We start from the raw sequence: 21,516 nt of genomic DNA, 5'->3' as shown, positions 1-21,516 counted from the left end.
TTTTTTTAAATAAAATAACCCAAACATTTCCAATAAAATATTGTAACAAAAAATCCTATTTCAAGACATTATTGGAAAAATAAGAAGCGTATAAAAGTTTCTTGCTGGATAGCAGCGGCTTTCAGATTATAATACCCCTCCCCTCACAACGGTTGCAACTTTTCTTACATATCGCAATGATGTCATGTAAAAGGCTAAAGATTAGAGTACATATTCTATAATCACCATTGCATAAATATCTTACACGCTTTATGCTTTTCCATGGGAGCAAAAGGAAGATGTCAATGTCATCTAAACTGACGCGTAACCAAACATTGGTTTTAAATACTTTAAAAAATGCAAAAGGGCCTTTAAGTGCTTATGCGATTCTCAATAACTTACGCGAAGAAGGTTTTCGCGCACCTCTCCAAGTTTATCGTGCGTTAGAAAAACTCGTACAGTTAAAGTGTATTCATCGTCTTGAAAGTGTAAATGCCTTTATGGTCTGTTTACACCCTGAAAACTGTCAACATGAACTTACAACGTTTATAATTTGCGTAAACTGTGGCACAGTCAACGAAATACAAAATCAAACGATTGTATCAAGTTTAAAACAGATGGTTCAAGCGGTTGGCTTCCAAGCACACAAAAGCACCCTAGAAGTACGAGGTCTTTGTAAAAAATGCGCAATAAAATAAGACATCTAACTTGAAAATAAGATCTCTAACTTGCAAGTTTATATATTTAGTATTATGTAGCAGGGATCGCCTTATTGTTGGAAAAGCTCTTATCGTCCGTGCATATATCACCCTACCCTAGAGTGAGAGGCTTATTATACTCGTTAGAACATAAATATTGAAAGTATAAAATCATGTCCGTATCTGAGACCATTTTTTCAACAAAAAATCTCGATAAAATGAAACGAAAAAAAGTAATCAAAGCTCTTCTTATCGTCTTTGCGCTTTTTGTACTTTGGTTTAGCTATAAGTGGACGACGCAATGGTGTTATATGCTGTCCACTGAAGATGCCTAAACTGTGGCACAGTCAACGAAATACAAAATCAAACGATTGTATCAAGTTTAAAACAGATGGTTCAAGCGGTTGGCTTCCAAGCACACAAAAGCACCCTAGAAGTACGAGGTCTTTGTAAAAAATGCGCAATAAAATAAGACATCTAACTTGGAAATAAGATCTCTAACTTGCAAGTTTATATATTTAGCATTATGTAGCAGGAATCGCCTTATTGTTGGAAAAGCTCTTATCGTCCGTGCATATATCACCCTACCCTAGAGTGAGAGGCTTATTATACTCGTTAGAACATAAATATTGAAAGTATAAAATCATGTCCGTATCTGAGACCATTTTTTCAACAAAAAATCTCGATAAAACGAAACGAAAAAAAGTAATCAAGGCTCTTCTTATCGTCTTTGCGCTTTTTGTACTTTGGTTTAGCTATAAGTGGACGACGCAATGGCGTTATATGCTGTCCACTGAAGATGCCTATGTGCAAGGAGATATAGCCGCTATTGCGACTAAATTAAATGGGTATATTGAAAAAATTGCCATTAAAGCCAACCAAGTTGTAAAAAAGGACGATGTTTTATTTTACCTAGACAATGGTGATTATAAAATAGCCTTGGATCAAACAGAAGCGCATCTTAACACACAGAAAAAAACACTTCTACGCATTGATGCGCAAATCACAGCCGCTCGTAGTTCTTTAGATGATGCAAAAGCACAAAAAGCAGCCGCTTCAGCCATAGCAACCAATGCACAACTCACCTTAAAACGTGTAACAGAACTGAAAGCCAATCGTTATGCTCCTCAATCCAATGTTGATGATGCCAAATCCGCTTATGAACAAGCCATTGCGAATGTTAACAGAGCGGATGCAAAAATGGCTTCAGCACGTGCAAATATCCGAGTGCTAGAAGCACAACGAAGTGAAACAGAAAGCGAAACAAAGAGTTTAGAGCTCTCGCGTAAAAAAGCACAACGTGATCTTGATTCGACCATTATACGAGCGCCATTTGATGGAGTTATAGGAAATTTAACAGCAAAAACGGGAGATTTTGTTGTAAATGGCCAACGTCTTGCGGCGTTAGTCCCCATACATGCACTTTATATTGAAGCAAACTATAAAGAAACACAGCTACAAGACATTCATACCGGACAAAAAGCTTATATTTCTGTTGATGCCTTCGAAGATGATGTTTTTACAGGAACAGTGCTTTCTATTTCGCCCGCAACAGGCGCTGTTTTTTCTCTTCTGCCTCCACAAAATGCTACCGGTAACTTTACAAAGATTGTCCAGCGCATTCCCGTACGTATTTCTATTCCAGAAGAAGTCTTAAAAACCGGACATATCCGAGCAGGAATGAGTGTTTCAGTGAAAATTGATACACGTACAAAGCCACAAGATAAAAGTCTCTTATAAAAAAAGTAGAAGATCTTACTATGACATCTTCCATACCAGAGCTCATACAGTCTCAAGAACGCATAGGAATGCGCAAAATTGTAGTTTTTATTGCTATGTCTTTTGGCATGTTTATGGCAATCTTAGATATCCAAATCGTTTCCTCTTCTTTAGCTGAAATTCAAGCGGGTCTTACAGCAAGCTCTGAAGAAATTTCATGGGTTCAAACTTCCTATCTCATCGCTGAAGTCATCATGTTGCCGCTTTCTGGATTTTTAGGAAGATTGCTTTCAACACGTGTTTTCTTCACCATATCAGCGATCGGGTTTACGATTACTTCTGTTCTTTGTGCAACAGCAACATCTATTGGAGAGATGATTTTGTATCGCGCACTACAAGGTTTTATTGGTGGAGGAATTATCCCAAGCGTTTTTGTCGCCTCTTATGTTCTTTTTCCTCCTTCCAAACGCCCAATTGTTACCCCTATTGTTGGACTAGTAGCAACATTGGCCCCCACCATTGGTCCAACCGTGGGAGGCTATATTTGTCATCTCTCATCATGGCATTGGCTCTTTCTCATCAATGTACCCTGCGGGATTATCATCTCAATTCTCGCTTGGAAATTAATTGATTTTGATAAAGCTGATCCCTCTTTAATGAAGAAGTTTGATTGGTTAGGATTCATTTCTATGGCTACTTTCTTGGGAACTTTAGAGTATATTCTAGAAGAAGGAGCACGTCATGATTGGCTGAGTGATACGCTGATTCGGGATTTGTTCATTACCATGATTCTTGCTGCAGCCTTATTCTTCTGGCGTGCTTTTACAGTAAAAGAACCCATTGTAGATCTCTCTACTTTTTCTAATTTTAATTTTTCAGCTGCATCCATTTTTTCCTTTTCATTGGGAATAGGCCTTTATGGACTCACGTACCTTTATCCTGTCTATTTAAGCCAAATCCGCCACTTTGATGCCCTCATGATTGGAGAAACATTGTTTCTTTCAGGATTCGTCATGTTATTAACTGCCCCGCTTGCTGGATTTCTTTCAGCACGAATGGATGCACGTTTAATGATGGCAATAGGACTTTTTGGTTTTGCAATAGGTATTTGGATGGCGAGCTCTATCACAGATAACTGGGATTTTTGGCAGCTTTTTTGGCCGCAAGTTTTCCGTGGTGCTTCTGTAATGTTATGTATGGTTCCTATTAATAATATTGCCTTGGGAACACTCCCACCAGAACGGATGCAAAATGCTTCTGGACTCTTTAATCTCACCCGGAATCTAGGTGGGGCTGTAGGGCTTGCCATTATCAACACTCTCATAACAAAACGCACAGACTTCCATCATGAACGAATAGCCGAAACTCTTAACTACGCAAACAGACAAGCAACTGAAATGCTTTCAAATCTTACTGTATTATTCAAAACAGAAACCTTTGATTCCTATACTCTGGCTCTTTCTCAATTGTTTGGTATGGTACGCATACAAGCAACCATTATGGCTATTAGTGATATTTTCTTTATCATAACCATCATTTTTGGTGTTTTGACATTTATGACCATGTTTCTCAAAAAAATACCACCTCTCATGGATTCACCACCAAATCACTAAGCTTAATTAAAATTGAGAAATATTTTTTATCCTTATCACTTTGCTCGTTTCCTATGCACTTTATCTTGTCTCAAGAGACAGTATAAATAAACATATGATTCTAAATGATTCTTCTGATAAAAATTCTTTTAATGCGGGCTCTTTCCGCACTTAAAAACAACTTCTCGCATACAAAAATTGTTCTAGATGATAATAAACAAAGAGCTTATCTAAAGTGCTCCACACCATAAAGATAAAGCAGCCATTTCTATAAGATTTTTGATTTATCACCATAGGGCACAAAAGATTAAATCTCTCATCTATCTACCCCCTTTTTACGCTACTATCCTCATAAAAACTATTTTGTTAAGATTCTGTGCCCTTCACTCTTTTGATTCTTACAAGAATATTCATAAAAGATTTATGATTCTTGTGATTTTTATTCACGCACATATTTCTCTTATAATGTGTAGGATAACGTTTTTTTTTGATTCTGAATGCAAAATTTTACATGAGAAAATCATTTTGTATTTGATACTCTCATGCCAATTGCAAAACGATTTACCTTTATAGCAAAAAAGTAATGATATTTTTTTTTCAAAAAAGCTGCTTTTAAACATGTAATTTTATTTTTTTACACTCTTTAAAAAAAGCTGATACTTACAATTTTGATTCTACTGCTACATATTTTTCTTTCTTAAGCCCCTTCTCTTTCAACAAGAGCTGAAATTGTATAAAATTTCTCAAAATATCTCTCTATTGAATCAATCAAAACCATTCCCTTGCACATAAAAAGCAAAGAAATAAAAACTGTTTAAGAAAAAAGTAAAATATCCAACCGTTTTTATGCAAGATTTATCAACGATATTGAAAACTGGAAAACTGTATGATGATAGCGACTTTAAAAGAACACAAGACAACTCAAAAATCCGGTTCCTTCAGTATTATAAAATAAGACACTATTTCAAAAAATGAGCTTAAAATATATTCTTACTCACTTAACTGAAATTATCAAAAATAAGAAACCAGCCCCATAAAGAAAAAGCCATATAATAAAATCGCAATACAACTCCCCAAAACTTTGTACCGCTAAATACCTTGGCACTGTCAAAACGGTATGCTCTTCTCAATGGCAGCTGCTGAAAAACGAAATAAACACTATCTTCAAGCGACTTTATGATGCTGAAAACGATTTGAAACTTCTCGTTCTCCACTAGGAACCAAAGTGCCATAACACCCAGAAAGATAATGTGGTATCAGTTCCAACGCTTGAAAGCGATGTTTTTCGTAAGGACCAGGCATTGCCAAATTTTCTGTTAAACTATTTGAAAAGCCAAAACGTTGATAAAATTCAAAATCCCCTACCAGCAAAATGGCGCCATATCCCAATTTTTTTGCTGTTTCAATTGCATGGCGGACTAAAATTGATCCTATTCCCATACCAGCACATTCAGACGCAACAGCCAAGGGGCCTAAAAGTAAAGCATGTTGTGTTTCATTTTTTTCTTTAGAAAAAGAAACATGCCAAAGACGGACACTTCCCACAAGCTCTCCAAGCACATTTTTAACCACAAAAGAGAGCCCTTGAGCAGCCAAACGACCACGACGTAAAACCTCTGATGATTTACGTTTACGTCCATACCCCATCATTGAATCAAGCAAATTTTCTCGATAAGGCTTATCGGCTTCTTGCTCCAATAAAAGTGTAAAACATGCCCCATCTTTTGTTTGAAAATTAATCATGTTCATCTCTATAACCGCCCTCTTACAGCGCCATGACGAGCATAGCAAAAAATCTAAAAAACTATAGTTAAAAGGAAATGTCAGATCACATATGATCGTAAAGGCTCAAAACCATTAAAAGCAACCGATGCGTAAGTTGTTGTGTAAGCACCCGTTCCATGAATCAATATTTCATCTCCTATCGTTAGGGATAGAGGAAGCGGATAAGGTGTTTTTTCATAGAGAACATCTGCCGAATCGCATGTCGGTCCAGCCAAAATACAAGGCTCCATCACCTTATCATCATGAGGTGTCTCAATAGGATAACGAATGGCTTCATCCATAGTCTCAGCAAGACCATTAAATTTCCCAATATCAAGATAAACCCATCGTACATTATCGTTATCAGCTTTTTTAGATATTAGAACAACTTCTGTACGAATAACACCAGCATTGCCAACCATCGCACGTCCTGGCTCAATAATCGTCTCAGGGATACGATTACCAAAATGCTTTTTCAATGAATCAAAAACTGCTGTACCATAAGCTTGTTCTGTAGGGACATCTTTCAAATAACGCGTTGGAAAACCGCCCCCCATATTCACCAACCTTAGTGAAATTCCTTCTTGTTCCAAACGCTTAAAAACTGTAGAAGCATCCGATAAAGCACGATCCCACGCACTCAAATCAACCTGCTGAGATCCAACATGAAAAGAAACACCATAGGCTTGCAAACCCAATTGGTGTGCCCGTCTTAGAACATCAACCGCCATATCTGGAACACAACCAAATTTGCGTGACAATGGCCACTCTGCACCTTTGCCATCGGTAAGAACACGGCAAAAAACACGTGCTCCTGGAGCAACACGCGCAATTTTTTCCACTTCTTCAACACAATCAACAGCATAAAGTGAAACTCCCAATGCATATGCTCGTGCAATATCACGCTCTTTTTTAATCGTATTTCCAAAAGAAATACGCTCTGACGTTGCTCCTGCTTTTAAAGCCATTTCAATTTCTGCAACAGAAGCCGCATCAAAAGAAGATCCTAAAGAACTTAGCAAACGCAAGATTTCAGGAGCTGGATTTGCCTTTATTGCGTAAAAAATACGAGACTGCGGCAGAGCTTTTTCAAAATTTAAATAGTTATCACGAACAACATCAAGGTCAACAATTAAGCATGGACCTTCAGAACGATGTGTTGCAAGAAAATCGCGAATACGTTGCGTTGCCATCTGCAATTCTCCTTGAGGGAACGCTCCCCCACTCTATGCTTAGACAGCCAAAGCTGCCAAAAGCTAAAGGACAAAAAACACACAACAACCATCCCCATTCTGATTACAAAAAACCAGAAATTAGCATTGCATGCTGCGAAAGAACAGCGCGAAACCGCGTTATTCTATTTTATATGCCTTTTTGATTGGAGTTGAGAAAACCACTTCCGCACTGAAGGCAATGAGGTGTGCCTCTATAGTTATCCCAGCATTTAAAAGCTGGAAGACACCAGAAAGGCCCGCACCGTCGTTGCTTCAAGATGTCCTCATTCTTGCAATTGGCTGTAAGAATGACTGGAGCGGTTAGTTCCAGGTACCGTACCGGTTAATCTCACCATTTGAGAACCAGCGGACACCCACAGGCACGTGCGACTTTGGGCAAGGCATCCTATAAAACGAATTCTTTCTCATTTCAATCATTTTTTTAATTTTAAACATTTTTTAATTCTTAAAGATAAAATGATGCGAAAAAACAACACTCTCCCCCACCAAACAAGGTCATTCATCCACTTTCATGGGATCACTCCCCTCATGTAAAACAGAATACCCCAAACGGAATATAGTTGGGTTGTATCTTCACGTACTTTCTTTAAAGAAACATTTCTTAAAGTGCTCGAGCCAACTTCACACCAGCGCCCATAAATGATAGAATAGTACCCCCAATAAAATAATATAAAATCTATTGAACCCACTATTTTTAGGCTTCATAAAAGAGCAAGCTGATCATCATCACACACTAAGCCCCCAATGTTGTGACAGCCCTTGACATTTGAGACGATTAATAAGAGGCACGTCCTTCTTGTATTGTTTTACTCCACGTGACTTTCCCCGCTTGTAACGTGGAAGAGATATGGTTTTTATTGATTCAACCATAGAAACAGGCTTGGAATGAGAGAATCCTGACGATATTTAGATCTCTTATTCAAGATGTAAATAGCCAATTATTATAAATCAATGTGCTAAATTGTTCGTAAATGACTTTTCTATTTTAAAATGAAAAGTATTTGAAATACTCAATCCTATAAAATAAAAGAAAGCAAACAATCTATAATGATTACTTATAAGTCAAATAATTTAACATAAACAAAAAGACCGAATAATATCCGGTCTTATAAAATATTTTTCTACTAATATTAAAAAACTCTTCTCTCTTAAATTTAAGAGAAAAACGCTACAATTTAAAGCCCTACACTGCGATATCCTTATGTCCCTTGATGAGAATCAATTGCACGCAACTTCAACAATTGAAACTGCCTATGGCGCTCACGAAAGCGCTCTCTATCGGCTTCACTACGCGTGTTATAACAAGCATCACAGGAAACACCTTCCTCATAATGAGGCGATAATTTGCTTTCAGCATTAAGAGGAGAACGACACGCGCGACATAATTCGCGTCCACATTCTTCAAGACCATGATGAACAGAAACACGCTCATCAAAAACAAAACACTCACCCCACCATAAACTTTTCTCTTTTGGAATTTTTTCTAAATATTTGAGAATACCTCCTTTTAGATGGTAGACTTGCTCATAACCAAGATCACGAACATAAGCTGTTGATTTTTCACACCGAATACCACCTGTACAAAACATGGCAATTTTCTTTTTTTTCTTTAACTCAGCCTCATGTTTACGCACCCATTCAGGAAATTCGCGAAATGTTTTAATCTGCGGATCAATCGCTCCTTGAAAACTCCCTATTGCATATTCATAATCATTACGCGTATCGATCAAAATTGTCTCTTCATCTTGAATAAGAGCATTCCAATCTTCAGGATCCACATAAGTACCAACAACTTTTAGCGGATCAACCCCTTCAACCCCCATTGTCACAATCTCTTTTTTCAACCGCACTTTCATGCGATGAAAAGGCATTTTTGATGCCCATGAATATTTAATCTCCGGCGTTTGAAACGCTGGTTCAGCCATAATAAAGTCCACCAATGCCTCAATTGCCGCACAAGAACCAGCAACTGTTCCATTAATTCCCTCTTGTGCTAAAAGCAGAGTGCCTTTGATATCCTTTGCTTGACATAATTCCTGCAAAGGTTTTTGTAATTGATGATAATGTTTCAAATCTGCAAAGCAATAAAGTGCAGCAACTTTAAAATTCTTTTCCATGTGTTTTGCCATAACGCGCGTTTCATTCAATTTCAAGATTTATTCATGTACTCTTTAACATATTGTGCTTAATCAAACGATACAAACAATATCATCTCCAAGAAGAAAAAATATCATGTGCCAAAAAAGAGAAAAGCTTTTATTATATCTCCAAGGACAAACTGTTATACCTGTTTTGCTCATTGACAATCTACAAAGTGCTGTACCCTTAACACGCGCTCTTGTCAAAGGTGGATTAAAAACAATTGAGATCACCTTGCGAACACCAAATGCCCTCAAAGCAATTCAGAAAATTACACAAGAAGTCCCTGAAGCAATTGTTGGAGCCGGCACAATTCTCAACACAACACATTACGAAAAAGCCGAACAAGCTGGAGCCAAGTTTATTGTAAGCCCCGGATTATCCAATGAACTAATCAATTGTGCAAAAAATAGTGAAATTCCCCTTCTTCCCGCTGCAATGACCCCAAGTGAACTCATGCAAGCATTAAACAAAGGCTATTCATATCTTAAATTTTTCCCTGCTGAAGCTGCTGGAGGTATTTCCTTCATTGAAGCTTTAGCATCTCCCTTCTCTGATATCCGGTTTTGCCCAACAGGCGGTATTACACAAAAAAGTGCAACACAATGGCTCCAACTGCCCAATGTCTTCTGCGTTGGTGGTTCTTGGATAGCGCCCCAACAACTCATTGCAATAAGTGATTGGGATTCGATTGCTGCATTAGCATATACCGCATCACAACTTCCCTCTCCCTCAAAAAAAGCTCTTTCTACAATATAATATAAAGTGCAAGAATATCAGCCCCTTCAACAAGACCAAAGCTTTCACACATCCTTACGCAATCTTTTAACATTGCCATGGAACCACAAATCATCACCCGATCTTCATCGAGATGAATTTTGGGGAGTGCTATTGTTTCAAAAAAGCTCCCACTCTCCATAACAGTCGTAATACGCCCCATATGCTCAGAAAGCTCACAAGTAGTCATAGGATAAAATTTCAACTGTTGTGCATATGCCCAATGAATGAATCTTGTTGCAAAGAGAAAACAAGATCTTTTGCACAAATTAACTCATTCTTTTCGCGCGTTATTTAAATAAGAACAACTTCTGAAAATTTTTCATAAGTGTCAGAATCACGAATAAAGCTTGCAAAAGGAAAAAAATCTGTACCGCTTTGAAAGAAGATAAAGCACCAATTTTCCCACCCATTACTCCACAAAAGCGCGCTCTACAACATAAGTAGCAGGAGCATTATTGGCCCCTTCAACAAGACCAAAGCTTTCACACATCCTTGCGCAATCTTTTAACATTGCCATGGAACCACAAATCATCACCCGATCTTCATCAGGATGAATTTTAGGAAGGCCAGTTGTTTCAAAAAAGTCCCCACTTTCCATAACCGTCGTAATACGCCCCATATGCTCAGAAGATTCACGAGTAGTCATAGGATAAAATCTCAACTGTTGTGCATACTCTCCAATGAGTGGATCTTGTTGCAAAGAGGAAACAAGATCTTTTGCATAAATTAACTCATTCTTTTCGCGCGTTGTTTGAATAAGGACAACTTCTGCAAACTTTTCATAAGTTTCAGGATCACGAATAAGGCTTGCAAAAGGAGCAATTCCCGTCCCAGTTGAAAGAAGATAAAGACGTTTTCCAGGAATAAGAGCATCAAGAACCAGCGTTCCTGTAGATTTTTTACGCATGAGAACTGTATCACCAATTTTAATTTTTTGGAGATGCTCGGTTAAAGGTCCCCCTGGAACTTTTATCGAAAAAAACTCAAGCTGTTCATCCCAAAAGGGGCTTGCAATCGAATAAGCGCGATAAATCGGCTTTTCTGCATTTGGCAAACCGATCATAACAAACTCACCCGAACGAAAACGAAAACTTTCCGGACGATTCAGACGGAATTTAAATAACCGATCTGTGTAGTGACAAACCTCTTGGACAGTAAGGGCGAACACATTCTCAGGAATCGGAAAATTTGCAACGCTGCTGATGCTTGACGGAACATTGGTAGCAGACGTATTCATACTCTTCCCTATATTTTATTGAACGTTAAATTTCGAATCCTTGACGTGATATAGTACTTGCACAACCATCTGCCAACAATTTTCTTAAAACAAAAGCCTCAAGGTTAACACTTTTATGTCAAAATTAAATAAATGAATCTAGCGCGCGCTATCAGCGATAAAATTGATTTCACTTAAAACCAATCAAAGACTAGAAAGTAAATATTGGATACCCAATCCATCTTGAAAATAAATAATATCCAAATCAACGGGTTTTCTAAGTCAACAGTTTTTAATGTATCAGAAAATGTTTACACACTGTTTTCCATTTAACAAAAATAATTTTAAGTGCATAAGACGACATCCAAAATTGCACAGATAAGTGATCTTTCCCCTCATGGTAAAAAACTTGTAATGCATTGATTTAACGTGGTTAATTTAATCATTTTATCTTCTCTGAATAAGCAGCCAGTGCAATATTTAATCAAAACAATCGCACCAGCAACAACAGCCTAATATTGCACTCTTCAAAATGATACAATACAATAAACTATGTTTATTTTTTATATGCCTAAACTAGGGAAAATAAGTAAAAAGTTTATGTTTTACAAATTATTAGAAGATACCATGTTGATAACAACACAAATAAAACTAAAGTATCTCTTATATCCAAAGTAGCATTTTACATAAAAAACGACTTTAATGGCAGTATAGGATTCTTATGATTTTGACCATAGAAAATAGTGCCTTTCCCTATATCGTAAAGAACCTCAATGAAATAACCAAAAAACCCCGTATTTCACGAACACAGATAAGCTTTTAAAATGAAAAAATCCGTTAATGATGAAATAGATACATCACTCTATGCAGCTGTAGCAACCGTCGATGTCAGTGCCATTGTTGCCAATTATATCACTTTAGCCAAACGTGTAGCTCCAACGCAATGTTCAGCAGTTGTAAAGGCAAACGCCTATGGATTAGGAGCTCACAAAATTGCTCCTGCCCTTTATCAAGCTGGTTGTCGCACTTTTTTTGTCGCCCAAATCATAGAAGCACTCCAATTAAAAAGCATTTTACCATCAAATGTCACGATTTCCCTTCTGAATGGACTTCCACACTTAGCAGAAGAGTTTGTCGCACAATCTGGTATTGTTCCTGTTCTAAACTCTTGGAATGCCATTGAAAATTGGCAAAAAATTTGTCAAAAAAAAGATAAAAAATTTCCAGCAATTGTTCAAATCGATACCCATATGAACCGATTAGGACTTAATCAAAAAGAATTACAAAAACTCATCAAACACCCTACAATTTTCGAAAAAGCAGAAATAAAATATATTCTTAGTCACCTTTCTAACGGAGAAGATGATACCCATCCATCAAATTATGCCCAATTGACTGCTTTCAAAACGATCCTTGCGCAATTGCCTGCTTGCAAAGTTTCCTTTGCCAATTCTGGAGGTATCTTTCTAGGATCAGATTTTTATTTTGATCTTGTTCGTCCCGGTATTGCACTTTACGGAATCGCCCCCCAAGAAAAACACACATCCCTTCTAAAACCTGTTTTAAGACTTGAAGCCCAAGTCATTCAAAGCCGCGTTGTTGATATAGGAGCACCTATTGGTTATGGAGAAAGCTTTATAACCAACAGACCAAGCACTCTTGCAACCATTTCTATAGGCTACGCAGACGGCTGGCTCCGTGCTCTTTCGAATAAAGGAACAGTTTATTTCAACGGGCACAAACTTCCCATGGTTGGGCGGGTTTCTATGGATTCCATTATTGTAGATACGACCGATCTTGAACAAAAACCTCAAACAGGTGACTGGGTAGAACTCATTGGGCCCCATCAAACACTTGAAAAAGTATCTATAGATGCCGATACCCTTCCCAATGAAATTCTAACATCTCTTGGCTCCCGCTATAAATACATTTACACATAAAAACTCTTTAAAAAAATAAATTGATAAAAATCATCCTTTTAGAAAATTAAGGAGCTTTTACAAAAGATTTTACAACAATCAACCACATAGAATGGTCATAGACACCGTACATTCACAGAAATCTCAAAACAGACAAGTTGATGGACTGTTTTATGGAAGTAGCTTTCACCCAAAATACAAAAACATAGCCTTTCCCCATAAATTGACAAAAAAGCATCTACTACAAAGTTTTTAAAATTAACTGCCCAATTAAAATCATTCGCTTGCATACCACAAGCTGAACTATGTGTAGATAAAAATGATTTAAGAAAAGAATAATGCTTCTAATGAACCGCCTCAAATACCAAGGGCTGTAAGCAGCACCCACGAGCTGGAAAAGTGTATGATAGTGCCAACTTCCTTCTTCATAGAGCGTAAAGATTGGGGGGAATCAATGGATTTACCCTTACACCATTCACGAGCGCCGTCGCGAAATGGGATTGGGAGCGAAGTGTCTCTTTAAAACAAACACGTGAATTAACAACTCAAGTATATTCTTTTTGAAGCGTTCTGTTTTACATGAGGATCATTCCCCCACTAAAGAACACAATAAATATAAAGTATGGAGCAATGTGTAATCCCCATTATTAAAAAAATATTACTTTAAATGCTTTTGAAAGCCGCAAAGCTGAATTAAGAGGAGATGACAAACTGAGGATTGATTTTCACCTTTACGGCTTTACATTTTCCCAAAATTAGATTGTCTTCCAGTTTCAAAGGTTACGTCAACAGAAATACACAATCCCCCCGCCCTCATCTGACAGACAAAAGCAGGAACGACTCATAAAGCTCTTTTTTTCTCAATCTCTGACTTAAAACATGTCGCTGCGTTAAGTTTGGATGTTGATTTACAGGCAACAGCGAAAGAACACGGGCTCTTAGAAAAACAGCGCCGTAAAGTCACAAACTGACCTGCAATGAAGTGGAAAGATGTGCCGGCTTTTATAAGACCCCTTGTAAAAAAAACCATAATACATTTGACTTTGCGTTTGCTCATTCTAACAGGTGTTCTTACATATTTTTTCATCATATTTACAAAAAGCAGATTAAAGAGCAATATTTAGACAATTCTTGACTCGAAAAGATGCAACAACAGAGTTTCGCGTGTCTTTATCATCAAAAACATTAAATTTGATTTTATTCTTTCTACAACCGGTCGTCGTCACCTTAATGAGAAGTAGTATATCACAACACATGCAACAGACGTGCCCCTATCCTCATAGGTTTCACTCTCGTTTACATGAATTAGCTGGCTAAACCGATGCCGACTAGTCACTAAAACCATGTCATACGGTAGAAGACAAAGGAGAGCATGCCTATTGCCGACAAAACACAGCTTTTTTGTCGACTTTTTCGATTTTGCTCATGTTGTAAAAAAACAATGCAAAATTCTAGAAAATAGACAAATAACGCCATCATGATCAACAAGTAAAAAACCCACACAAAATGTGTGGGCTTTTTTTGTTTATGCAAATAAATAAATTAAATACATATTTGTTATTTAATAGGTATTTCCCAATGGCGGGCACGAACAAATGAGCATTCTGTCTCCCGCAACATTATCAATACGCGATACAGGAGGCCAATATTTATTGGCTGGATCAAGAGAACTGTTGGGAAAAGCCGCTTCTTGTCGCGAATAGGGTCGTGCCCAAGCATCATCTAAAGTATCTGCCACTGTATGAGGGGCATTCACCAATGGATTATTGTCTTTTGGCCAAACCCCGCTACCAACTTTCTTAGCTTCTTCAGCAATAGAGAGTAAAGCATCACAAAAACGATCAATCTCTGCTTTTGGTTCTGATTCCGTTGGCTCAATCATCAAAGTTCCCGGAACAGGGAACGACATCGTGGGCGCATGAAATCCATAATCAATGAGACGTTTTGCAATATCATCAACACTCACCCCATACTGCTCTTTCAACACGCGTGTATCCACAATACATTCGTGCGCAACACGTCCATGCTTGCCCCGATAAAGAATGGAATAAGCGGCTGAAAGACGTGCCGCAATATAATTGGCATTTAAAATGGCTATTTGTGTTGCATATTTTAAGCCATCAGCCCCCATCATTCGAATATACATCCATGTAATTGCAAGAATAGACGCACTTCCATAAGGAGCAGCAGAAACCGCATGTGTTGTCCCATCCTGTTCATGACCTGGTAAGAATGGTTTGAGATGCGCTGCAACTCCAATTGGTCCCATACCAGGACCACCACCACCATGAGGAATAGCAAATGTTTTATGAAGATTCATATGACAAACATCAGCGCCAATATCCGCAGGACGAGCAAGACCCACAAGGGCATTGAGATTAGCACCATCAAAATAAACTTGTCCGCCATTTTCATGAATAATAGAACAAATTTCCTTAATGCTTTCCTCGTAAACACCATGGGTTGAAGGATAAGTAATCATGAGAGCAGCCAATTTATCTTTATGCAATTGCGCTTTCATTTTGAGATCGTCTACATCAACATCACCATCGCTTAAACATTTTACCACAACGACTTCCATCCCTGCCATATGGGCCGAAGCTGGATTGGTACCATGCGCAGATGCAGGAATAAGACAAACTGTACGTTGATGTTCTCCCCGTGATTGGTAATATCGTCGGATAGCCAAAAGACCAGCATATTCACCTTGAGCACCAGAATTTGGCTGAAAAGAAACTTGCGCAAATCCTGTAATTTCGCACAACCACGCATTTAACTGGTTGATCATCTCCAAATATCCCGCTGCATCCTCTTGTGAAACAAAGGGGTGTATATTGGCCATGCTCGCCCAACTCACAGGCATCAATTCAGCAGCTGCATTAAGCTTCATTGTACAAGAACCAAGAGGGATCATAGCACGGTCCAGCGCCAAATCCTTATCCGCCAAACGACGCAAAAAGCGCATCATATCTGTCTCTGAATGAACAGCATGAAAAAAAGGCTGAGAAAGAAAAGCAGCATCCCGTTTTTTTCCATAGAGCTGTGGAGAAACCTGATCGCCTAATTGTGCCCCAAAAAGCTGCGCTAAAGCACCAGCATCTTCTTCTGTCGATAATTCATCAAAATTGATTGCAATAGTGTCATCATCGAGAACACGAATAAGGCGTCCACCTATTTTGGCTTGATGCGCAATCTCTCGCGCTTTTCCCTTAACAGAAATACTCACACAATCAAAAAAGCTTTTCCCTTCAACATGAACCCCTGCTGCTTCTAAACCAGCAACAAAACGACATGTTAAATGATGAATTCGCTGCGCAATTTCTTGTAAACCTTTTGGCCCATGCCAAACAGCATAAGCGGTTGCCATATTAGCCAATAAAGCCTGCGCTGTACAAATATTTGACGTCGCTTTATCGCGCCGAATATGTTGTTCGCGTGTTTGCAAAGCTAAACGAAAACCAACACGCCCTCTCGTATCCACGGATTGACCAACAATACGCCCTGGAATAAGCCGCGTTAACGCATCACTCACGGCAAGGTAACCAGCATGTGGACCACCAAATCCCATTGGAACGCCATAACGCTGCATAGAGCCAACAACGATATCTGCCCCCCATTGAGCCGGTGGCTCCATAAGGGTAAGCGCTAAAGGATCAGCCACAACGATAACTAAAGCTCCCTTTTCCTTTGCCTCTTTTATGATCTCACTGTAATCATGAAAAGAGCCTTTTGTATCTGGCCAAGATAAAACAATTGCTGCTGTATCAGAAGCAATTTCGCCATTTTGGCTAATCTGAATCCCTTGTGTTTCAGCACGCGTTTGCACAACACTCAAAATCTGAGGATGTAAAAGACTCTGAAGAGAAATTTTTGTTTTTTTCTCACGGGAAAAGCGAAAAGCGAGAGCATTGGCTTCAGCTAAAGCAGTTGCTTCATCAAGAAGAGAAGCAGCAGCAACAGGCAAACCTGTTAGTTCACTAACCAATGTCTGAAAATAAAACAAAAGTTCTAAACGACCCTGGCTAATTTCTGCTTGATAAGGCGTATAAGCAGTATACCAAGCCGGATTTTCAAACAGATTTCGTAAAATAACCGGAGGCACATAAGTTCCATGATATCCTTGTCCAATAAAACTTTTGTGCACATGGTTACGCTCCATCATCTTGGAGAGTTCTTCCAAGGCTTGTCCTTCACTAGCAGCCTCTGGAAGATTCAATGAACGTCCCAAGTGGATAGAGTGTGGAACAGCTTGAGAAATGAGTGTATCAACACAATCAAGCTCTAAAACATCAAGCATTTTTTGTGTTTCATCAGGACGAAGCCCAATATGTCGAGAAGAAAAAGAACGCTCGATCATGCCACTCATCCAATCAAAGCCTTATAAGCATCTTTATCCAACAACCCTTCCAGTTGTGTCTCATCCTGCAATGTCATTTTCCATAACCAGCCTTCTGTTTCGGATTTCTGATTCACCAGTTCAGGATTATCAGCCAAGGCTTCATTTATTTCGACCACTTCACCATCAAGAGGAGCATAAACATCTGAAGCCGCCTTCACTGATTCCACAACAGCCGCCGCCTCTCCTTTGGAAAGTTTTGTTCCACTTTGTGGTAAATCAACAAAAACCAAATCCCCTAATTGCTCTTGCGCATAATGCGTAACCCCAACAGTCACCACTTGCCCTTCAACGCTAAGCCATTCATGGTCTTGTGTAAAATAAGTTTTAGACATAAAAAATCATCCTTTAAAATAACGTTGTTCAACAAAGGGAAGTGAATGAACTGATAGTACAATCTTTTTGCCTCGCAGTTCTGTAAAGACTTGTGTCCCTTCAACTTTAAAATCAACAGGAACATAACCCATCGCGACAGGACCATCAAAAGAAGGACCAAAACCACCTGATGTTACAACGCCAATCTCATTACCTTGATCATCAAGAAGTACCGCACCGGCACGAATAGGTTGACGCGTTTGCGGTTTTAATCCAACACGACAACGAGCAGGTCCTTTTTGCAGTGCTTCAAGAAAAGCTTTTGCACCATAAAATTGTGCTTTTTCTCGAACACTTTTAGGAACAGCCCATATTAGAGCCGCATCAATAGGTGTCGTATCAGGGGTAATATCATTTCCATGCAAACACAGCCCTGCTTCCAACCGCAAGCTATCGCGTGCTGCAAGTCCAATCCACTCAACACGAGAATCACTCAGCAATTTTTCAGCCAACATATGCGCATGCCCTATAGGCAAAGCAATTTCAAAACCATCCTCTCCCGTATAACCAGAACGCGTTATAAACCAATCCTGCTGTGGTTCGAATCCTTGCATAAAGAACAATTCATTCCCTGGTAAATCGGCATCAGCAAGAACAGCTGCCGCTTCAGGACCTTGAAGAGCAAGCAATACCCTTTCAAGGGCAATCACTTGACATTCAAAATCAACCGCACGCTTTTCCAATTCTACGAAATCAGCCTGTGCATTCCCAGCATTGGCGACCAACATAAAACGGCCCTCTTCCAAACGGGTAATGATAAGATCATCAAGAATACCAGCCTGCTCATTAAGCAAATAATTATACCGTGAATGCCCAATCTTTAAAGCTGCTGCATCAATGGGAAAAGCATAGGACAAAAATTCCACGGCTTGTGCCCCTTCAACCGCAATCAATTTCATATGAGAAATATCAAAAAGTCCTGCATGTGCACGCGTATGAAGATGTTCTTTCAAAACGCCAAGAGGATAAGTTAAAGGCATGTTCCAGCCCGCAAAAGCACCAAATTTTGCTCCTGCTTTTTCATGCAAATCATATAAAGGAAGTGTTTTTAAAAAAGATGTTTCTTGTGTTGTGCCCATAATAACTCCAAAGCTGCGCTAACGCCCACAGAATATGGCCGTCTCTGCCCCCTCTGTCATCAACCTGAGAGACTCGCGAAAAGATTTTTCGCTTACACCTTCGGCGCGGGTTCTCCCGACTTTCCAGATCTGCCTTCTTCCTTTTACGGTCCTTAAAGCCTGAGAGATTATGGGCTATTTCCCCTTCGGCGGCAATGCGAAAATTTGCAATCTGCACTCTCCCGCAAAAGAATGAAAGAAACAATAACGCTCTTTCCAGCATATTTAAACCTATAGCCTATCTTTATCACACTGTCATTAGTAAAGTGATGAAAATGTTCTCATTTTAAAACTTGCATAAGCTACTTCAAAAGATTTATAATAGTGTCCTTTTGAACCTTACAAAAATTGCAAGGAACACATTTTAGGAAATTTAAGACAAAAATCAAAAGCTATAAACAAAAATACCTCTTGAAAATCATGCAAAACGTCACACACTAAAAAGATCGCAAAGCAATATTCTTTCGCGCGCAGTTCAACCTTAAAGATAGGGTTTCATATTCTTTATTTAGAATTAAGGACTTCAAGTATTTTATAAGTATGATTTTAATGCACAAGAAGTGGTTTTTCTGCTTTACTCCATAGTGTCATAAATTGCGACTATCTATAGACTAAAACTACCGAACAAAGGTGACAAAATACTCATGAAAGCTGGTAATATCTCTTACAATTGCGAAAATGATCTTCCAAAGCAAATTGCTCTTTTTCCTTTAGAAGGTGCACTCTTACTACCCGGTGGTTTTTTATCACTCAACATTTTTGAACCAGAATCACTTGAAATGATTGAAAACGTTATGGTAACTGATCGTCTATTGGGCATTATTCAACCACTTTCATCGGATACAGACCGCTTCTCTACACAACTTTATAAAACAGGCTGTATAGGGCGCATTACAAACTACAGTGAAACAGGAAATGGACAACTGTTCATTATCTTACAAGGTGTTTGCCGCTTCACCTTAGAACAAGAATTGACAAACACAAAATCCTATCGAACAGCTCTCATCCAATCAAACATAAAAGACTTGCAAGAATTTGATATTGAAGAAAACATTAACCGAGAGAACTTACTCGACGTTGTAGAAAAATATCTAACCATACATGAAATGGAATATAATTGGAGCAGTATCATAGAAGCCCCTACACCTATATTGGTTAATGCTTTTTCAGCCCTTATCCCCTTTACACCAGCAGAAAAACAAGCTCTCCTTGAAGCTCCAGATATCGAAAGCCGTGCCCAAACTCTTCTTGCATTAACAGAGCGCTCACTCATGAAACAAACAAGAACAGATTACCGCTTAAACTAATGAATGTCCCAACATGAAAAAAATGACCACAGATCCCAAAATGCTCGAATTGCTCGTCTGCCCAATAACGAAAGGCACTCTCTCTTTCAACCGAAAAACACAAGAACTCATTTCTCTCAAAGCCAAACTTGCCTATCCTATTCGTGATGGCGTTCCCATTATGCTTGCCTCAGAAGCGCGCCCTTTGCAAAACAATGAAGAAATAACGCATAAAAAATAAAAAACCCTCATGCAATTTTCCTCTACAAGCCCACTGCTATCAATCCTCTATCAATATGATATCTCAATATCTACGATTTCTGAAAAAAGAGTTTTACAATAAAGATATTTATATCGCTTTACACCTTGTAACAAAAGCCAAAAATATCATCAGATTTATCTCATTCCAGCCTGTTCATACTGAAGCAATCAAAACCATTCGCTTGCACCACACAAGCATCTGAATAAAAACAATTAAAAAAGGGAATAAAAATGGCTCTTATGAACTTCTTAAAAGCAAGAATTATAATAACATTTTGAACCAACTCAGGTAAATGAAATTTATTTATTAAATATAAAATTGTTATATTTCATGAACTTTACGTTATACCCTTCACGAGCAACATGTTTGAGATACCTCGATTTAAGATGAAGAAAAACGATAAGCTGTATCATCTTATGTATACCATATCGGGACAAGAATATTTATCTGTTTGTTTACTTTTCAAAGCGGGGAAACAGCCTAATTTTGGGGAGAAAACATAAAATCGTAAAGGAGAAAATCACCCCATTACCTTGCCATCACCCTTTAATTTCGCTTTACAATTTTTACAAGTATCTAAAGTATCTCAAGCAATATTTTTATGTATAATATACGCATTAATTACGTGAAAACTTGAAAAAACAAACAAGAAACACTGTTGTAATTTCAATTGACGATTGAAAGTAATTGCCTTATGAAGGAGGCTTGTGTTTTTGGTTGTATACGCGACAATCAAATAGGGTCTGGAAGCCCGAAAAACTCAAACTAGAAATAAAACCGCTTTTGCGGATATCCCGGAATTTCCGGGGGCTCTTGTTATGTCCAAGTGCTTTCAGCACTAAAAGCAAGGGGCTGTTTTGAGTCAGCACTGCCAGACCCCGGAAACACTTATTCCATAAAAACATAATAAATTCAGTGTGTTACATGCAATTATTTTATATGAATCCACTTAAGAATCCACACTTTTATGCATGATTCATTTGACCATTTTTTATATAAGATTGCCATGCATGAATAGACCATAAAAAGCAAATCATG

General features: G+C 38.4%; 14 protein-coding genes, 3 pseudogenes and 1 riboswitch. Of the genes and pseudogenes, 9 read left to right on the top strand and 8 right to left on the bottom strand.

The annotated features are described in order from the left end of the window. Positions 1 to 284: 284 nt before the first annotated feature. The 5 genes and pseudogenes from ACFILH_RS02135 to ACFILH_RS02115 all read left to right on the top strand — a co-directional run bounded on the left by ACFILH_RS02135 (position 285) and on the right by ACFILH_RS02115 (position 4,009). The gene (locus ACFILH_RS02135) at positions 285 to 677 is read left to right on the top strand and encodes a Fur family transcriptional regulator (protein ID WP_375667285.1); all 393 of its coding nucleotides are present in this window, start codon (positions 285 to 287) and stop codon (positions 675 to 677) included. 173 nt (positions 678 to 850) lie between these two features. After that, positions 851 to 1,009 (top strand): annotated as a pseudogene (locus tag ACFILH_RS02130) (HlyD family secretion protein); the annotation flags it as partial. Further along, a pseudogene (locus ACFILH_RS02125) lies at positions 1,006 to 1,149 on the top strand (transcriptional repressor); the annotation flags it as partial. The pseudogenes ACFILH_RS02130 and ACFILH_RS02125, both read left to right, overlap by 4 nt. A gap of 173 nt (positions 1,150 to 1,322) precedes the next feature. Then, entirely contained in the window at positions 1,323 to 2,417 is a 1,095-nt protein-coding gene (locus ACFILH_RS02120) for an HlyD family secretion protein (protein ID WP_375631506.1), read from the top strand. 20 nt (positions 2,418 to 2,437) lie between these two features. Next, positions 2,438 to 4,009, top strand: coding sequence for a DHA2 family efflux MFS transporter permease subunit (locus tag ACFILH_RS02115; protein WP_273791457.1), 1,572 nt, complete (start codon positions 2,438 to 2,440; stop codon positions 4,007 to 4,009). Positions 4,010 to 5,152: 1,143 nt separating this feature from the next. Here ACFILH_RS02115 and ACFILH_RS02110 read toward each other — a convergent pair. From ACFILH_RS02110 to ACFILH_RS02100, 3 genes are all read right to left on the bottom strand, one after another. After that, a complete protein-coding gene (locus tag ACFILH_RS02110; RefSeq protein WP_273791458.1) occupies positions 5,153 to 5,737 on the bottom strand; it encodes a GNAT family N-acetyltransferase in 585 nt (194 codons plus the stop codon). A 74-nt stretch (positions 5,738 to 5,811) separates the two neighbouring features. Next, positions 5,812 to 6,945, bottom strand: a complete 1,134-nt coding sequence (locus ACFILH_RS02105; RefSeq protein WP_273791459.1) for a type III PLP-dependent enzyme — start codon at positions 6,943 to 6,945, stop codon at positions 5,812 to 5,814. 1,241 nt (positions 6,946 to 8,186) lie between these two features. Then, complete coding sequence (locus ACFILH_RS02100) at positions 8,187 to 9,104, bottom strand: rhodanese-related sulfurtransferase (RefSeq protein ID WP_273791460.1); 918 nt, start codon at positions 9,102 to 9,104, stop codon at positions 8,187 to 8,189. 115 nt (positions 9,105 to 9,219) lie between these two features. Here ACFILH_RS02100 and eda point away from each other — a divergent pair, with 115 nt between their 5' ends. After that, positions 9,220 to 9,885, top strand: a complete 666-nt coding sequence (eda, locus tag ACFILH_RS02095) for a bifunctional 4-hydroxy-2-oxoglutarate aldolase/2-dehydro-3-deoxy-phosphogluconate aldolase (RefSeq protein WP_375643633.1) — start codon at positions 9,220 to 9,222, stop codon at positions 9,883 to 9,885. Here the strand turns inward: eda and ACFILH_RS02090 are convergent. Together ACFILH_RS02090 and ACFILH_RS02085 are read right to left on the bottom strand one after the other, a co-directional pair. Next, positions 9,864 to 10,281 (bottom strand): annotated as a pseudogene (locus ACFILH_RS02090) (ferredoxin--NADP reductase); the annotation flags it as partial. The gene eda and the pseudogene ACFILH_RS02090 overlap by 22 nt on opposite strands. A 34-nt stretch (positions 10,282 to 10,315) precedes the next feature. Beyond that, the gene (locus ACFILH_RS02085; protein ID WP_273791462.1) at positions 10,316 to 11,143 is read right to left on the bottom strand and encodes a ferredoxin--NADP reductase; all 828 of its coding nucleotides are present in this window, start codon (positions 11,141 to 11,143) and stop codon (positions 10,316 to 10,318) included. 803 nt (positions 11,144 to 11,946) lie between these two features. Between ACFILH_RS02085 and alr the strand changes: the two genes are divergently transcribed. Further along, positions 11,947 to 13,062 carry an alanine racemase gene (gene alr, locus ACFILH_RS02080; protein WP_375631503.1) on the top strand — a complete coding sequence of 372 codons (1,116 nt, stop codon included), beginning with the start codon at positions 11,947 to 11,949 and terminating at the stop codon, positions 13,060 to 13,062. A gap of 1,540 nt (positions 13,063 to 14,602) precedes the next feature. Here alr and gcvP read toward each other — a convergent pair. Genes gcvP through gcvT form a run of 3 tightly spaced genes read right to left on the bottom strand, consistent with a single transcriptional unit; the run spans position 14,603 to position 18,891 of the window. Next, positions 14,603 to 17,398 carry an aminomethyl-transferring glycine dehydrogenase gene (gene gcvP / locus ACFILH_RS02075; protein WP_375657814.1) on the bottom strand — a complete coding sequence of 932 codons (2,796 nt, stop codon included), beginning with the start codon at positions 17,396 to 17,398 and terminating at the stop codon, positions 14,603 to 14,605. A 5-nt stretch (positions 17,399 to 17,403) separates the two neighbouring features. Then, positions 17,404 to 17,772 (bottom strand): glycine cleavage system protein GcvH, encoded by a 369-nt coding sequence (gene gcvH / locus ACFILH_RS02070; protein ID WP_375631501.1) that lies wholly within the window; start codon positions 17,770 to 17,772, stop codon positions 17,404 to 17,406. Between the two features lie 6 nt (positions 17,773 to 17,778). Beyond that, positions 17,779 to 18,891: a glycine cleavage system aminomethyltransferase GcvT gene (gene gcvT / locus ACFILH_RS02065; RefSeq protein WP_375663738.1), complete on the bottom strand. Its 1,113-nt coding sequence runs from the start codon at positions 18,889 to 18,891 to the stop codon at positions 17,779 to 17,781. A gap of 136 nt (positions 18,892 to 19,027) precedes the next feature. Beyond that, positions 19,028 to 19,125: riboswitch (glycine riboswitch) on the bottom strand. A 449-nt stretch (positions 19,126 to 19,574) separates the two neighbouring features. On the opposite strand from gcvT, the gene ACFILH_RS02060 reads away from it, so the two are divergent. Both ACFILH_RS02060 and ACFILH_RS02055 read left to right on the top strand, forming a co-directional pair. Then, complete coding sequence (locus tag ACFILH_RS02060; RefSeq protein ID WP_273791465.1) at positions 19,575 to 20,237, top strand: LON peptidase substrate-binding domain-containing protein; 663 nt, start codon at positions 19,575 to 19,577, stop codon at positions 20,235 to 20,237. 13 nt (positions 20,238 to 20,250) lie between these two features. Further along, positions 20,251 to 20,457 (top strand): Trm112 family protein, encoded by a 207-nt coding sequence (locus ACFILH_RS02055; protein ID WP_375631497.1) that lies wholly within the window; start codon positions 20,251 to 20,253, stop codon positions 20,455 to 20,457. Positions 20,458 to 21,516: the final 1,059 nt, after the last annotated feature.

It is taken from the genome of Bartonella sp. CL435QHHD (assembly GCF_042195095.1).
Taxonomy (GTDB): domain Bacteria; phylum Pseudomonadota; class Alphaproteobacteria; order Rhizobiales; family Rhizobiaceae; genus Bartonella.
Note: the sequence above shows the minus strand (reverse complement) of the source record. Positions and strands in the feature narration are given on the sequence as shown.

Bases quoted from the DNA above. Each gene is read 5' to 3' on its own strand.
- ACFILH_RS02135 (WP_375667285.1), top strand. From the start codon at position 285: ATGTCATCTAAACTGACGCGTAACCAAACATTGGTTTTAAATACTTTA.
- ACFILH_RS02120 (WP_375631506.1), top strand. From the start codon at position 1,323: ATGTCCGTATCTGAGACCATTTTTTCAACAAAAAATCTCGATAAAACG.
- ACFILH_RS02115 (WP_273791457.1), top strand. From the start codon at position 2,438: ATGACATCTTCCATACCAGAGCTCATACAGTCTCAAGAACGCATAGGA.
- ACFILH_RS02110 (WP_273791458.1), bottom strand. From the start codon at position 5,737: ATGAACATGATTAATTTTCAAACAAAAGATGGGGCATGTTTTACACTT.
- ACFILH_RS02105 (WP_273791459.1), bottom strand. From the start codon at position 6,945: ATGGCAACGCAACGTATTCGCGATTTTCTTGCAACACATCGTTCTGAA.
- ACFILH_RS02100 (WP_273791460.1), bottom strand. From the start codon at position 9,104: ATGGAAAAGAATTTTAAAGTTGCTGCACTTTATTGCTTTGCAGATTTG.
- eda (WP_375643633.1), top strand. From the start codon at position 9,220: ATGTGCCAAAAAAGAGAAAAGCTTTTATTATATCTCCAAGGACAAACT.
- ACFILH_RS02085 (WP_273791462.1), bottom strand. From the start codon at position 11,143: ATGAATACGTCTGCTACCAATGTTCCGTCAAGCATCAGCAGCGTTGCA.
- alr (WP_375631503.1), top strand. From the start codon at position 11,947: ATGAAAAAATCCGTTAATGATGAAATAGATACATCACTCTATGCAGCT.
- gcvP (WP_375657814.1), bottom strand. From the start codon at position 17,398: ATGATCGAGCGTTCTTTTTCTTCTCGACATATTGGGCTTCGTCCTGAT.
- gcvH (WP_375631501.1), bottom strand. From the start codon at position 17,772: ATGTCTAAAACTTATTTTACACAAGACCATGAATGGCTTAGCGTTGAA.
- gcvT (WP_375663738.1), bottom strand. From the start codon at position 18,891: ATGGGCACAACACAAGAAACATCTTTTTTAAAAACACTTCCTTTATAT.
- ACFILH_RS02060 (WP_273791465.1), top strand. From the start codon at position 19,575: ATGAAAGCTGGTAATATCTCTTACAATTGCGAAAATGATCTTCCAAAG.
- ACFILH_RS02055 (WP_375631497.1), top strand. From the start codon at position 20,251: ATGAAAAAAATGACCACAGATCCCAAAATGCTCGAATTGCTCGTCTGC.